15 protein-coding genes are annotated in these 13,846 nt (G+C 61.0%); 10 read left to right on the forward strand and 5 right to left on the reverse strand.

Going from position 1 to position 13,846, the window contains the following annotated elements; all coding sequences use genetic code 11:
- Positions 1 to 153: 153 nt before the first annotated feature.
- The 6 genes from tkt to fba all read left to right on the forward strand — a co-directional run bounded on the left by tkt (position 154) and on the right by fba (position 7,387).
- Positions 154 to 2,142 carry a transketolase gene (gene tkt / locus M3P88_RS08715; RefSeq protein WP_249615662.1) on the forward strand — a complete coding sequence of 663 codons (1,989 nt, stop codon included), beginning with the start codon at positions 154 to 156 and terminating at the stop codon, positions 2,140 to 2,142.
- Positions 2,143 to 2,215: 73 nt separating this feature from the next.
- A complete protein-coding gene (gap, locus tag M3P88_RS08720) occupies positions 2,216 to 3,226 on the forward strand; it encodes a type I glyceraldehyde-3-phosphate dehydrogenase (RefSeq protein ID WP_249615663.1) in 1,011 nt (336 codons plus the stop codon).
- A 234-nt stretch (positions 3,227 to 3,460) separates the two neighbouring features.
- Positions 3,461 to 3,862 (forward strand): GFA family protein, encoded by a 402-nt coding sequence (locus M3P88_RS08725; RefSeq protein ID WP_502798950.1) that lies wholly within the window; start codon positions 3,461 to 3,463, stop codon positions 3,860 to 3,862.
- Between the two features lie 165 nt (positions 3,863 to 4,027).
- Entirely contained in the window at positions 4,028 to 5,200 is a 1,173-nt protein-coding gene (locus tag M3P88_RS08730) for a phosphoglycerate kinase (RefSeq protein ID WP_249615664.1), read from the forward strand.
- Positions 5,201 to 5,609: 409 nt separating this feature from the next.
- Complete coding sequence (locus tag M3P88_RS08735; RefSeq protein ID WP_249615665.1) at positions 5,610 to 6,233, forward strand: LysE family translocator; 624 nt, start codon at positions 5,610 to 5,612, stop codon at positions 6,231 to 6,233.
- A gap of 89 nt (positions 6,234 to 6,322) precedes the next feature.
- Positions 6,323 to 7,387, forward strand: coding sequence for a class II fructose-bisphosphate aldolase (gene fba / locus M3P88_RS08740; protein ID WP_249615666.1), 1,065 nt, complete (start codon positions 6,323 to 6,325; stop codon positions 7,385 to 7,387).
- Between the two features lie 72 nt (positions 7,388 to 7,459).
- Here the strand turns inward: fba and M3P88_RS08745 are convergent, their stop codons facing one another.
- Together M3P88_RS08745 and M3P88_RS08750 are read right to left on the reverse strand one after the other, a co-directional pair.
- The gene (locus M3P88_RS08745) at positions 7,460 to 7,969 is read right to left on the reverse strand and encodes a diheme cytochrome c (RefSeq protein WP_249615667.1); all 510 of its coding nucleotides are present in this window, start codon (positions 7,967 to 7,969) and stop codon (positions 7,460 to 7,462) included.
- A 10-nt stretch (positions 7,970 to 7,979) separates the two neighbouring features.
- Positions 7,980 to 8,384 carry a DUF1924 domain-containing protein gene (locus M3P88_RS08750; RefSeq protein WP_249615668.1) on the reverse strand — a complete coding sequence of 135 codons (405 nt, stop codon included), beginning with the start codon at positions 8,382 to 8,384 and terminating at the stop codon, positions 7,980 to 7,982.
- A 144-nt stretch (positions 8,385 to 8,528) separates the two neighbouring features.
- Here M3P88_RS08750 and M3P88_RS08755 point away from each other — a divergent pair, with 144 nt between their 5' ends.
- The 4 genes from M3P88_RS08755 to M3P88_RS08765 all read left to right on the forward strand — a co-directional run bounded on the left by M3P88_RS08755 (position 8,529) and on the right by M3P88_RS08765 (position 11,522).
- Positions 8,529 to 10,097, forward strand: coding sequence for a 2Fe-2S iron-sulfur cluster-binding protein (locus tag M3P88_RS08755; protein ID WP_249615669.1), 1,569 nt, complete (start codon positions 8,529 to 8,531; stop codon positions 10,095 to 10,097).
- Positions 10,098 to 10,154: 57 nt separating this feature from the next.
- The gene (locus M3P88_RS08760) at positions 10,155 to 10,535 is read left to right on the forward strand and encodes a DoxX family protein (RefSeq protein WP_249615670.1); all 381 of its coding nucleotides are present in this window, start codon (positions 10,155 to 10,157) and stop codon (positions 10,533 to 10,535) included.
- 67 nt (positions 10,536 to 10,602) lie between these two features.
- Positions 10,603 to 10,734: a hypothetical protein gene (locus tag M3P88_RS15930; protein ID WP_283773155.1), complete on the forward strand. Its 132-nt coding sequence runs from the start codon at positions 10,603 to 10,605 to the stop codon at positions 10,732 to 10,734.
- Positions 10,731 to 11,522 carry a TIGR00266 family protein gene (locus M3P88_RS08765; protein WP_249615671.1) on the forward strand — a complete coding sequence of 264 codons (792 nt, stop codon included), beginning with the start codon at positions 10,731 to 10,733 and terminating at the stop codon, positions 11,520 to 11,522. Before M3P88_RS15930 ends, M3P88_RS08765 begins: the two co-directional genes overlap by 4 nt.
- 68 nt (positions 11,523 to 11,590) lie before the next feature.
- Here M3P88_RS08765 and aroG read toward each other — a convergent pair whose 3' ends face one another.
- From aroG to M3P88_RS08780, 3 genes are all read right to left on the reverse strand, one after another.
- Positions 11,591 to 12,667 carry a 3-deoxy-7-phosphoheptulonate synthase AroG gene (gene aroG, locus M3P88_RS08770; RefSeq protein ID WP_249615672.1) on the reverse strand — a complete coding sequence of 359 codons (1,077 nt, stop codon included), beginning with the start codon at positions 12,665 to 12,667 and terminating at the stop codon, positions 11,591 to 11,593.
- Between the two features lie 253 nt (positions 12,668 to 12,920).
- Positions 12,921 to 13,331, reverse strand: a complete 411-nt coding sequence (dksA, locus tag M3P88_RS08775) for an RNA polymerase-binding protein DksA (RefSeq protein WP_124735495.1) — start codon at positions 13,329 to 13,331, stop codon at positions 12,921 to 12,923.
- Positions 13,332 to 13,515: 184 nt separating this feature from the next.
- Positions 13,516 to 13,821, reverse strand: coding sequence for a c-type cytochrome (locus M3P88_RS08780; protein WP_249615673.1), 306 nt, complete (start codon positions 13,819 to 13,821; stop codon positions 13,516 to 13,518).
- Between the last annotated feature and the right edge of the window lie 25 nt (positions 13,822 to 13,846).

The raw sequence follows: 13,846 nt of genomic DNA on the forward strand, positions 1-13,846 counted from the left end.
TTGCTTAAAGAGTCGGCAGAAAAGATGCTTTCGTCAATGTCTGTCGCCGTGGCTGGTTGCCGCAATGCGACATAACAGCGATAATTTCGCCACTTTCTGATGGGCGGATACCCCGTCCATCGCCGTCTTGCTAACTCTCTCGAGGTTTTTCGCATGGTCTCCCGTACCGAGCTCGCCAACGCGATCCGCTTTCTGGCTATGGACGCAGTCGAGAAGGCCAAATCCGGTCACCCCGGTGCCCCTATGGGCATGGCCGACATCGCCGAAGTGCTGTGGCGCGATCATCTGAGCCACAACCCGGCCAACCCGGACTGGGCCGACCGTGACCGCTTTGTGCTGTCCAATGGCCACGGCTCGATGCTGATTTACAGCCTGCTGCATCTTGCCGGCTATGAGCTGTCCATCGACGACCTGAAAAACTTCCGCCAGTTGCACAGCAAGACCCCGGGCCATCCGGAATACGGCTACGCACCGGGCGTGGAAACCACTACCGGCCCGCTGGGTCAGGGCATCACCAACGCGGTAGGCATGGCGCTGGCCGAGAAGATGCTGGCGGCCGAATTCAACCGCGATGGCCACACCATCGTAGACCACCACACCTGGACCTTCCTCGGCGACGGCTGCCTGATGGAAGGCATCAGCCACGAAGCTTGCAGCCTGGCCGGCACCTGGGGCCTGGGCAAGCTGATCGCGTTTTGGGACGATAACGGCATCTCCATCGACGGCGATGTGGAAGGCTGGTTTACCGACGACACCCCGGCCCGCTTCGAAGCCTACGGCTGGCAAGTGATCCGCGGCGTGGACGGCCATGATGCAGTCGAGCTGCAAACCGCCATCGATACCGCCAAGAAAGAAGGCGCGCGCCCGACCCTGATCTGCTGCAAGACCACCATCGGTTTTGGTGCACCCAACAAGCAAGGCGGCCACGATGTACACGGCGCGCCGCTGGGTGCCGCCGAAATCGCCGCCGCACGCGAAAACCTCAAGTGGCCGCATGCGCCGTTCGAGATTCCGGCCGAGATTTACAGCGCATGGGATGCCCGCGAAGCCGGCGCCAAGCGCGAAGCCTCCTGGAACGAACGCTTTGCCGAATACCGCCGCGCCTATCCCGAGCTGGCGGCCGAATTTACCCGCCGCATGGCAGGCGAGCTGCCGGCACGCTGGGCCGAGCACAAGGCCGCCGCCTTGGCGCGCATCAATGAAGCCGCCCAGACCGTCGCCACCCGCAAGGCCAGCCAGATTGCCATCGAGGCATTCTCGCCACTGTTCCCCGAGTTTGTCGGCGGCTCGGCCGATCTGACCGGCTCCAACCTGACCAACTGGTCCGGTTCGGAATGGATAGATGCAGAAGGCAACGGCAACTACATCAGCTACGGCGTGCGCGAATTCGGCATGTCCGCCATCATGAACGGCATGGCGCTGCACGGCGGCATCCGTCCGTATGGCGGCACCTTCCTGATGTTCAGTGAATACGCGCGCAATGCGCTGCGTATGGCGGCGCTGATGAAGATCAACCCGATCTGGGTGTTCACCCACGACTCGATCGGCCTGGGCGAAGACGGCCCGACCCACCAGCCGGTGGAGCAGACTGCGACGCTGCGCTACATCCCTAACATGGATACCTGGCGTCCGTGCGATACGCTGGAAACCGCCGTGGCGTGGGCCAGCGCGATCGAACAGGCCAAGCGCCCGAGCAACCTGATCCTCAGCCGCCAGAACCTGCCATTCGTGCCGCGCGACGCCCAGCAGATCGCCGACGTCGCACGCGGCGGCTATGTGTTGCGCGATGCCGCTGCACCTCAAGCCATCCTGATTGCCACCGGCTCCGAAGTCGAACTGGCACTGAAGGCCGCCGATGTACTGGCAGCCGAAGGCGTGGCGGTGCGTGTGGTGTCCATGCCGTCGACCAATGTGTTCGACCGTCAGGACAAGGCCTATCAGGCCAGCGTCTTGCTGGCCGGCGTGCCGCGCGTAGCCATCGAAGCCGGTGTCTCCGACTTCTGGCGCAAATACGTCGGCCTCGAAGGCGATGTGGTCGGTATCGACACCTTTGGCGAGTCGGCGCCGGCGCCGCAGCTGTTCAAGGAATTCGGCTTCACCGTCGACAATGTGGTCGCCAAGACCCGCGCCGTCATCGGCTAACAGACCGGCCACCCCGTCAGGGGTGGCCGTTTTTTTGCATTCCGCTTCCCCCCTATTCTCGGAGAGAAACTCAATGACCATCCGCGTTGCAATCAACGGTTACGGCCGTATCGGCCGTCAGGCCCTGCGTTCCATCTACGAATACAATCTGCGTGGCGACTTCGAGATCGTCGCCGTCAACGCCTCCGGCGACCTGGCGACCAATGCCCACCTGACCTCGTACGACACCGTACACGGCCGCTTCGCCACCCCGGTTTCACATGAAGGCAGCAACCTGATCGTTGACGGCGACGTGATCCCGTTCTTCTCCACCCGCAATCCGGCCGAACTGCCATGGAAAGAACTGAACGTCGATCTGGTGCTGGAATGCACCGGCGCCTTCACCTCCAAGGAAAAGTGCCAGGCTCATATCGATGCCGGCGCCAAAAAAGTACTGATCTCCGCCCCGGGCGGTGACGACGTGGACGCCACCGTGGTGTTCGGCGTCAACCACGACGTGCTGCGTGCCGACATGACCGTGGTGTCCAATGCCAGCTGCACCACCAACTGCCTGGCTCCGGTGGCCAAGGCGCTGAACGACACCATCGGCCTGAAAAAAGGCCTGATGACCACCATCCACGCCTTCACCAACGACCAGGTGCTGACCGACGTGCGCCACAAGGACCTGCGCCGCGCCCGTTCCGCCACCCAGAACATGATCCCGACCAAGACCGGCGCCGCCAAGGCCGTCGGCCTGGTCCTGCCGGAGCTGAAGGGCAAGCTCGATGGTTTCGCCGTACGCGTGCCAACCATCAATGTATCGCTGGTTGACCTGACCTTCGAAGCCGGCCGCGACACCACGGTCGACGAAGTGAACGCCATCGTCAAGGAAATGGCCGACGGCAAGATGAAAGGTGTGCTGGGCTACAACACCCTGCCGCTGGTCTCCGGCGACTTCAACCACAGCACCGAAGCCTCGACCTTCGACGCCACCCTGACCAAGGTCACCGGCGGCAATATGGTTAAAGTACTGGCCTGGTACGACAACGAGTGGGGCTTCTGCCAGCAGATGCTGCGCACCGGCAAGGCGATGTTCAACTGCTGAGCGGCTGAGCGGTAGGGTGGGTTAGCCGCCAAACGGCGGCTAACCCGCTCTTGTACATGTTATCTCGTGGTGATTAGCTATCACCACATGGAACGAAGTGAGCCTAAACCCAACACATATGATTGTGTGGGTAAGCATTTGGAGGTTTAGGCCTACAGCCTAAGCTACCACTTACGCCATATACAGCCCTATCCATATATTTTTAAAATCGCCATTGATTTGAAAGGGTTAGATATGAAAGGTAGTTGTTTATGCGGTGCAGTTGGCTACGAAATTGACTCTCTCGACATGCCTATAGGTCATTGTCACTGCCAGACATGCAGAAAAGCACATGCTGCTTTAGCCTGCTCAAGTGCCGGCGTATTACGCACAAATTTCCGCTGGCTAAAAGGTCAAGATAAGCTCTCTACCTTCGAATCTTCACCGGGTAAGTTCCGCCACTTCTGCTCTACATGTGGATCACATTTAATAGCTGAAAGACCTAAGCAGTCTCACGTAATTGTGCGCGTAGCAACGCTTGATGAAGATCCTGGCGTAGCTCCTCAAGCCCACATTTGGATATCTCATGATGTCCCATGGCTTAAATATGAAGGTATTCCAACATACCCAGAATGGCAGCCTAACCGAGGCAACTGACCTAGCACGCAACTAGTCCACGCTGGCATGGTGGTGAATTACGCTGCCACGGGCAGCTAACTCACCCTAACAACAAAAACTGGAATACGAGCGGCCATCAGGAAACGGTTTTGCCAAAAACCTGTTCCCCATTTCCGACTCCCCATTCCCCTTATCGGAGCGCACATGCAATTCAAGAAGCTGACTGAACAGAATCTCGCCGGGCAACGCGTGCTGATCCGCGTCGATATGAACGTGCCGGTGAAGAACGGCATCATCGGCGACGACACCCGTATCCGTGCTTCCCTGCCCTCCATCCTGCACTGTCTGAAAGCCGGTGCCAGCGTGATTCTGATGACCCACCTCGGCCGTCCAACCGAGGGTGAGCCCAAGCCGGAAGACAGCCTCTCCCCGGTCGCCAAGCGCCTGTCCGAACTGTTGGCGCAGGACGTAAAAGTCGTGGCTGACTGGCAGGCGGGCATCGAACTTACGCCTGGCGACGTGGTGATGCTGGAGAATGTGCGCCTGAACAAGGGCGAAAAGAAGAATAACGAGGAACTGGGCAAGGCTTATGCCAGCCTGTGCGATGTGTTCGTCAACGATGCCTTCGGCACCGCGCACCGCGCCGAAGCCTCCACTCATGCGGTCGCCAGGTTCGCGCCGGTCGCCTGCGCCGGCGTGCTGCTGACCGCAGAGCTGTTGGCGCTGGGCAAGGCACTGCAAGCACCGGCACGTCCGCTGGTGGCGATTGTGGCCGGCTCCAAGGTATCGACCAAGCTGACCATTCTCGAATCGCTGGCCGACAAGGTCGACCAGCTGATCGTCGGCGGCGGCATCGCCAACACCTTCTTGCTGGCCGAAGGCAAGAATATCGGCAAGAGTCTGGCCGAGGCCGATCTGGTCGGCGAAGCGAAAAAAGTAATCGAAAAAATCCGCGCCCATGGCGGCGAAGTGCCGCTGCCAAGCGATGTGGTGTGCGCGCCGGAATTCTCCGAGAACGCCGAAGACACGCTGAAAAACGTGGCCGATGTCACCCGCGACGACATGATCCTCGACATCGGCCCGGATTCGGCCAAAGAGCTGGCCGAGATCGTGGCCAAGGCCGGCACCGTGGTATGGAACGGCCCGGTCGGCGTGTTTGAGTTCGAGCAGTTCAGCCACGGCACGCGCACGCTGGCCGAGGCGATTGCCGACTCCAAGGCCTTCTCCATCGCCGGTGGCGGCGACACACTGTCGGCGATCGCCAAGTTCGGTGTCACCGACAAGATCAGCTACATCTCGACCGGCGGCGGCGCCTTCCTCGAGTTCCTCGAAGGCAAAGAGCTGCCGGCAGTCGCGATCCTGGCCGAACGCGCCTGACCCTCATCCGGCGCTAACGCGCCACCTTCTCCCGCGGGCGGGAGAAGGATTGGGTAGGTTCTGCGACGGACGGATGCTGAGGCTGGCGGGGCGGAGGCTGCCCGGACATGCCTAGCCTCAATCGGCGCTAGCGCGCCACCTTCTCCCGCTGGCGGGAGAAGGATTGGGTAGGCTCGGCTGTGAGCGAATGCGGAGCTGGCGGAGTGGATACTGCCCGAGCGCGCCCAACCCTCATCCGGCGCTAACGCGCCACCTTCTCCCGCTGCGGGAGAAGGATATTGGTAGGCTGTTTTGCGGCAGCCATCTCCCCTCGCCCGCTTGCGGGAGAGGGGCCGGGGGTGAGGGCCGCATGGCCTTGTTCGCGCGTATCGCATAAACTTACGCATTAACCAATACATTAGGCGTAAAAATGCCCCTGGAAACCTGGCTACTCTATGTAGTAACGGTGTTTTTCGTCTCGGCCACGCCGGGGCCGAATATGCTGCTGGCGCTGAACCACGGCATACGCTACGGCGTACGCCATACGCTGCCGACGCTGCTGGGTTTATTGTCGGCGCTGGGGCTGATCATGGCCGGCTCGGCCGCGGGCCTCGGGGCACTCTTAGCCGCATCGGAAACGGCATTTGCCGTGGTGAAATACAGCGGTGCCGCCTATCTGATCTATCTGGGGATCAAGACCTGGCGCGCGCCGCCACAGCCGCTTAGCAGCGACGACGCCGTGCCGCACGGTGCGGCATGGCAGCGTTTTTCCACCGGCTTTCTGGTGGCGATGAGCAACCCCAAGGCCTTTGTATTTTTTGCCGCACTGTTCCCGCAGTTTATGGATTCGCGCTTGCCGCAAGGCCCGCAACTGGCGATACTCGCGGCGACTTTTTATGTGATCGAGACCAGCTGGCAGTTTGCCTATGCCGGCGGCGGTGCGCGGCTCCGGGTGTGGCTGGACAGCCCCAAGCGGCTGAAATGGATGAACCGCGCAGCCGGTGGTGCTTTTGGCCTGGCGGGCGTCGCGCTGACCGCGGTCTCGCGGCACTGATGCAGAACGGGCGGCCCACGGGCGGCCAATATTGAAGAATCGGATTGGCAGCGGCCATCAGGCCGCTGCCGCAACACACGGAGATAGAGATGGCACTCGTTTCGATGCGACAGCTGCTGGACCATGCGGCAGAATTTTCCTATGGCCTGCCGGCGTTCAACGTCAATAACCTCGAGCAGATGCGCGCGATTATGGAAGCGGCCGACAAGTGCGACGCACCGGTAATCGTGCAGGCTTCGGCCGGTGCGCGCAAATACGCGGGCGCGCCTTTCCTGCGCCATATGATTCTGGCGGCCATCGAAGAATTCCCGCATATCCCGGTGGTGATGCACCAGGATCACGGCACCAGCCCGGACGTATGCCAGCGCTCGATCCAGCTGGGCTTCTCCTCGGTAATGATGGACGGCTCGCTCAAGAGCGACGGCAAGACCCCGGCCGACTATGCCTATAACGCCGATGTGACCCGCACCGTAGTCAACTTCGCTCACGCCTGCGGCGTGTCGGTGGAAGGTGAAATCGGCTGTCTGGGCTCTCTGGAAACCGGTATGGCCGGTGAAGAAGATGGCGTCGGCGCCGAAGGCGTGCTCGATCATAGCCAGCTGTTGACCGACCCGGAAGAAGCCGCCCAGTTCGTCAAGGACACCGGCGTGGATGCGCTGGCGATCGCCATCGGCACCAGCCACGGCGCGTACAAGTTCACCAAAAAGCCGACCGGCGACGTGCTGCGCATCGACCGCATCAAGGAAATCCACGCCCGCATCCCGAACACCCACCTGGTGATGCACGGCTCGTCCAGCGTGCCGCAGGAGTGGCTGAAGATCATCAATGAATTCGGCGGCGAAATGCCGGAAACCTACGGCGTACCGGTAGAAGAAATTGTCGAAGGCATCAAGTACGGCGTGCGCAAGGTGAATATCGATACCGACCTGCGTCTGGCGTCCACCGGTGCCGTGCGCCGCTTCCTGGCCGAGCATCCGTCCGAATTCGATCCGCGCAAATTCCTGATCGCCTCGACCAACGCCATGCGCGATATCTGCATCGCCCGCTATGAAGCCTTTGGTGCCTGTGGTCAGGCCAGCAAGATCAAGGCGCTCAACCTCGACACCATGGCCGAACGCTATGCCAAGGGTCAGCTGGCGCAGATCGTGAAATAAATCGGCTGCATCCACACAGCAAAACGCCGCGCCCCTAGAAGGGCGCGGCGTTTTTTATGGCAAGGCCAGCGCCTATTTCGGGATCTGCACGCGGTCGTCGTCGAAATCGCCCTTTTCCGCACCGGCATGGCAGGCGACACAGTTGGCTGCGCTGCCCACTGATTTTCGCCGCCACACATCCGCCCTGACTTCATCGTGCTTGCGGATAAACCATGCGGTCGTCGAGATGCGCGGCGGCTCGCCGGCCTTGGGCGAAGGCTCCAGCGGCAGGCGGTTGACGGTCGAGGTGGCGGCCAGGAAATCGCGGATCGCCTGCTCGTCGGCCGCATCCAGCGTCGCGTTGCTGCCATAGTGCTTGTTCAGCGTGTCCATCTGCCGCTTCCACGCGGCCGGCGGCAATAGCCCCGGCGGATAGGCGATATGGCAACTGCCGCATTCGGCGCTCCACACCTTGGGCGCGGACAAGGGCACGGAAAGCTGTTTGGGACGCTTATACTTTTTCTCGCCATCGTCACCCGCCACGGCAAAACCGGCGCCCAGCGCCATCAGGAGCAGGGCAAGACTACAGGCTCTGGCTTTCATGGACATCCCCTTATTTGACCGTGATGATCCAGCTGACAAAATCACCTTTTTCCTGCGTCGTGCATTCGCGCTTGAACACGTCGTCGCAGTTGCGGCGGAACCACTTCTCCACCTTTTTCATATCGGTGAAGCGGTCGGCCTGCGCCGACGGCGCCAGCGGCTCGATCTTGCGGAAAGCCGGGGTCTTGCCGGCCTTTTTCGGGTCGGCGCTGTGACAGGTGGTGCAGCTCATGCTCTTGCCGCTGGCCTGCGACTGGCTGTAGTACAGCGCCTTGCCGCGCCCGGCGGAAAAGCCGGCAAACTTGGGGTTTTCCTGGCGCGCCTGCTGCTCGTAACTCTTGAGCAGACCGGCGGGGGTTTCGGCTTGCGCCGCACCTGCCAGCAGGCAGGCCAGCGCGATCAGCGGATATTTCATCGATTTTCTCCCTTGCGTTCAATGCATTGAGAATACACAGCCAAGCTTAAGCACCCATTAAGAATGCAAACAGTATCACGCTTAATGCTAGGTTAAGCCTCGCCAAATAGACTGATGGCATTCAAACGACCGCAGGATCCCGCCATGAACCCCTTCTCGCGCTTCCGCCTCTATCACTGGCTATTGGCCATCGCCTTTGGCGCGGCCTATCTCACCGGCGACGACGCCGAACTTGCCCATGTCTGGCTGGGCTACGGCCTGATCGTGCTGCTGGCAGCTCGCCTGCTGCTGGCCATCGTCCGTGCCCGCGGCTTCCCCGCGCTGCTCCCCTCCGCCAGCCAGTGGAAAAAACCGGGCCGCGCACTTGCCGGCAAGGTGCTGACGCTGGGCCTGGTACTGGGCTTTGTCTCCACCCTGATCATCGGCGTGACGATGATAGACAATCGCGCGGCCCTGTCCGAGGGGCTCTCCACCGTGATCCCGGCGGCACAGGCCGACGATGACGGCGACTACGATGACGCAGGCGGCCTGCTCAAGGACGCCGACGAGGTGCATGAATGGCTGGCCAACGCCACGCTCACGCTGGTAGGCCTGCACCTGGGCTGGCTGCTGCTCTACCGCCGCCGCCAGGCCTGGGCCATGTTCGGCGGCAAGCCGACCCCGCCCGCAGGACCCACCGCGCAGCCACCCGCCGGCCCGTCGGGCGGCGGGGCTGCTGATGGAAACACGCTGACGCTGCGCGTGGCCGACATCCGGCGCGAAACGGCCGACACGGTCAGCATCCGCTTCGATCTGCCCGATACCCTGCGTGCGCGCTTTAGCTACCGCGCCGGCCAGTTTCTGACACTGGCCGCCCCCACGCCACAAGGCACGCTGTGGCGCTGCTATTCCTTCTCCAGCGCACCGGATGCCACGCAACCGCGCATTACCGTCAAGCGCGTAGCGGGCGGCGTGGTCTCGGGCTGGCTCAATAGCGAACTGAAAACCGGCGACATGCTGGAGGTGATGCCGCCGGCTGGCCGCTTTGTGGTGGAGCATGCGGGATGCGACCTGCTGCTGATCGCCGCCGGCAGCGGCATCACGCCGGTGTTCTCCATCCTGAATGAGGCGCTGGCCGCAGGCCGTGCCCGTATCCGGCTGATCTACGCCAACCGCGATGCAGACTCGGTCATCTTTGCATCCGAGCTTGCCCACCTGCAGCAGGCCTATCCGCAGCGCTTATCGCTCCATCTTCATCTGGATGGGCGTGATGGCTATCTGAATACAAGCACACTGGCGAATCTGGCCAAAGGCTGGCAACAAGCCGAGGCCTTTATCTGCGGCCCCGCGCCCTTTATGCAGGCGGCCGAGTGCGCGCTGCATGATCTGGGCATGGAGGCATCGCGCATCCATGTCGAGCGCTTCGGCCAAACCACAACCGGCAGCACCAAGGGCAAGGCGTCCGGCACCACCTTGCATGTGGAAACAGGCGGGCGCGAACATCGGCTCGAAACCGGAGTGGGCGAACGGCTACTGGACAGCATGGAACGCGCCGGGCTCAAGCCACCCAGCGGCTGCCGAGCCGGCGCTTGCGGTGCCTGCAAGTGCAAGGTGACCGAGGGCAAGGTGAAGCTGCACGACAACCTGGTACTGTCCGATGCCGAGCTGGCCGAAGGCTGGGCACTGGCCTGCCAAGCCGAGGCTGACAGCAGTACATTGAAGATCCGCCTCTAAACAAAGGCAATACTGCTAAACCGGTAGAGCAGTCCACCAACGCTGGGAGGCTCTACCATGAATACCTTGCTCAATCTGGCCGCCCGCATTTTACTGGCCCAGTTTTTCATTCTTGCCGGCTTGGGCAAGATCATCAACTACGATGGCACGGCGGCCTATATGCAGGCCTTTCATGTGCCAACCTCGCTGTTGCCGCTGGTCATCCTGCTCGAAGTCGGTGGCGGCATGGCCATTCTTCTGGGCTGGAAAGTGCGCTGGTTTGCTCCGCTGCTGGCGCTGTTTTCCATTATGGCTGCGCTGATTTTCCACCATGATTTCAGCAACGAGACGCAATGGATTTTGTTTATCGGCGACCTGTCCACTGCCGGTGGTCTGCTGCTGCTGGCTCAGGCCGGCGCACTGGCACCCGCGCTGGATGCCCGCAAGCAGCACTATTAAAACAGGCATGACAAATAGGCACGGCGGCAGGTAGCATCATGTTTTACCGCACTTTACAGGCATAAGCATGAGCGAGCTGTTGACCCCATTCGAGTGGTTCTTCGTGATTTTGCTGGCACTGGTGCCGCTGGCCGGCATGGCTTTTCATTTGTGGGTGATGTTCGCCGGCCACGGCAAACGCAAGGAGGATGAGCAATGAGCATGGATGTCATCGATTTCGAGATCTTCGGCGAGAGCATGCAGTATGTCGAGGTCGAGCTGGACCCGGGCGAGGCCGCCGTGGGCGAAGCCGGCGCGATGTACTACATGGAAGACGGCATCGCGATGGACACCGTGTTCGGTGATGGCTCGGCTGGCCAGTCCGGCCTGATGGGCAAGCTGATGGGCGCGGGCAAGCGCCTGCTGACCGGCGAATCGGTCTTTACCACGGTGTTTGTCAATGAAGGCCATAGCAAGCGCAAAATGGCATTCTCCGCCAGCTATCCGGGCAAGATTGTCCCCATCCACCTGCTGGAGCTGGGCGGCACGCTGATTGCGCAAAAAGACAGCTTTTTGTGCGCGGCCAAGGGGGTCAGCCTCGGCATCGCACTGCAAAAGCGGCTGGGTGCCGGCCTGTTCGGCGGCGAGGGCTTCATCATGCAGAAGCTGGAGGGCGACGGTTACGCCTTCCTGCACGCCGGCGGCACACTGACCCAGCGCCGGCTGGCACCGGGCGAGACGCTGCGCGTCGACACCGGCTGTGTGGTGGCCTATCAGCCTACGATCAGCTTCGATATCGAATATGTGGGCAAGGTGAAAAGCGCGCTGTTCGGCGGCGAAGGGCTGTTCTTTGCCCGCATGACCGGCCCGGGCATGGTGTGGCTGCAAAGCCTGCCGCTATCGCGCATGGCCGACCGCATTATCTCCTCCGCCCCCAAGGCCGGTGGCAGCAGCAACGAACAAGGCAGCCTGCTGGGCGGCTTCGGCGGCATCTTGGGCAAGGACTAGTCCTTGCCTTGAGGCGCCCAAAAGCACATCGCCCGCAACAGCGGGCGATGTCATCTCAGCGCAACAGCTTACTTGCCGGATGCTACACCCAGCTTGCTGCGCCGCGCCTGTACTGCTTCGGCCAGCATCTTCAGCAGGTTTTCGGTGTCGCTCCAGCCTATGCAGGCATCGGTAATGCTCTGGCCGTATTTCAGCTCGCAGCCGGGCTTGAGATCCTGACGGCCGGCCTCCAGATGGCTTTCGACCATCACGCCGTAAATATGGCTGTTGCCGGCAGCCATCTGCCCGGCCACATCCTGCGCCACTTCCATCTGGCGGCGATAGTCCTTGCGGCTGTTGGCGTGGCTGAAGTCCACCATCAGTTTCTGCGCCAGGCCCACACCGGCCAGCTCGGCAGCGGCCGCATTCACATGCTCGGCCGAGTAGTTGGGCTCCTTGCCGCCACGCAAAATCACATGGCAATCCGGGTTGCCGCCGGTTTCAACAATGGCAGAGTGGCCGGCCTTGGTGACCGACAGGAAGTGATGCGGCGCACTGGCGGCGCGAATGGCGTCGATGGCGATACGCAGATTACCGTCGGTGCCGTTCTTGAAGCCGACCGGGCACGACAGGCCGGATGCCAGTTCGCGGTGCACCTGACTTTCGGTGGTGCGCGCACCGATGGCGCCCCAGCTGATCAGGTCGGCGAAATACTGCGGGGTAATCATGTCGAGGAATTCGGTTGCCGCCGGCATCCCCATCTGGTTCAGCTCCAGCAGCAGGCGGCGTGCAATGCGCAAACCGGCGTTGATATCGAAGGACTCGTCCATGCGCGGGTCGTTGATCAGCCCTTTCCAGCCCACCGTGGTGCGCGGCTTTTCAAAGTAGACCCGCATCACCACGACCAGATCGCGGCTATACGCCTCGCGCAGCGCCAGCAAGCGGCTGGCGTACTCTTTGGCGGCTTGGGTATCGTGGATGGAGCAGGGGCCGATCACCACCAGCAGGCGGTCGTCTTCGCCGCGCAGCAGGGCGCTGATCTCGCGCCGGGTGTGGTAGATGACTTCGGAGGCCGGCTCGGTCAGCGGCAATTCATACAGATGCGCGATCGGAGGCAGCAGTTCCTTGATCTGGCGGATTCTGACGTCGTCGGTTTGTCGTTGCATGGTGGCACTTCCTTTTGTTCTTGATTTGTTGCAAGAACAATACCCGTACCGCAGCGACACGCCAAGCCCTTATCGCAAATGTCATTTTATTGCTTGGCAATTTAAATGCTCAAAAGCATTTAAAAACTTAAAAACATGCCCCGTTTTGTGTTTGTTTTTGGCCTGTATACAGAATAATCTGCGCAAAAAAGCAAAAAGGCCAAGACACATAATCAAGTGTCCCGGCCTCGTACAGCACCTGCTATTGCTGGTTTTAGTCTGCGTACTGGCGCTTCATGCGTTCGCGACGCTCTTGCGCCTCGACCGACAAGGTTGCCGTCGGACGCGCCATCAGGCGGCGCAGACCAATGATTTCACCGGTATCTTCGCAATAGCCATAGGAGCCGTCTTCGATCTGGCGCAAGGATGCCTGGATCTTCTGCAGCAGCTTGCGTTCACGGTCGCGGGTACGCAGCTCGAGCGCATACTCTTCTTCCAGCGTGGCACGATCGGCTGGATCCGGCGTCGATTCCTGCTCTTGCAGGTGATTGGCCGTGGCGTTGGCGTTGTTCACCAGTTCCTGCTGCATTTGCAGCAGCAGCTCTTTGAAAAACTCGAGCTGGTCGGCGTTCATGTAATCTTCGCCATCCCAGTTGAGGATTTCCTGTTCGGTCAGTTTGGCCATAATGGGTTCTTCCAGCTAGAGAGTGGGCAGACAGGCGTGGAAGATTACCGACGGCATGGCCAAAAGGCAACATTTACTGGCCTAGCCTGCCAATAAGGGGTCGGAATCTGCACGCATTTATAGTTCTGTCTCAGGGCGGGGACAAGCTGTTCTGCCCCTGCCCCGAGAAATTTGTCTGTAGTATTTACTTCTGGCTTAAGACCCATTTGGCCAATGCTTTGACGTCGGCGTCGGAAATCTGCGGATTAGGCGGCATCGGTACCGGTCCCCATACACCGGAGCCACCGGCCTTGATCTTGGCCGCCATCTTGGCTTCGGCACCTTTGTCACCGGCATAGCGGGCCGCAACATCCTTATAAGACGGGCCGACCAGCTTCCTGTCGACGGCGTGGCAGGCGGTACAATTGTTTTTTTGCGCCAGTTGCAAGTTGGCCATGGCCGGCATCGCCGTCACGCTCAACAATACCGCCAGCAATAGAGGCTTGCGCATACATTATCCTTATCATTAGCCGGCA

The organism is Craterilacuibacter sp. RT1T, from assembly GCF_023502145.1.
In the GTDB taxonomy this organism is placed as follows: Bacteria; Pseudomonadota; Gammaproteobacteria; order Burkholderiales; family Chromobacteriaceae; genus Craterilacuibacter.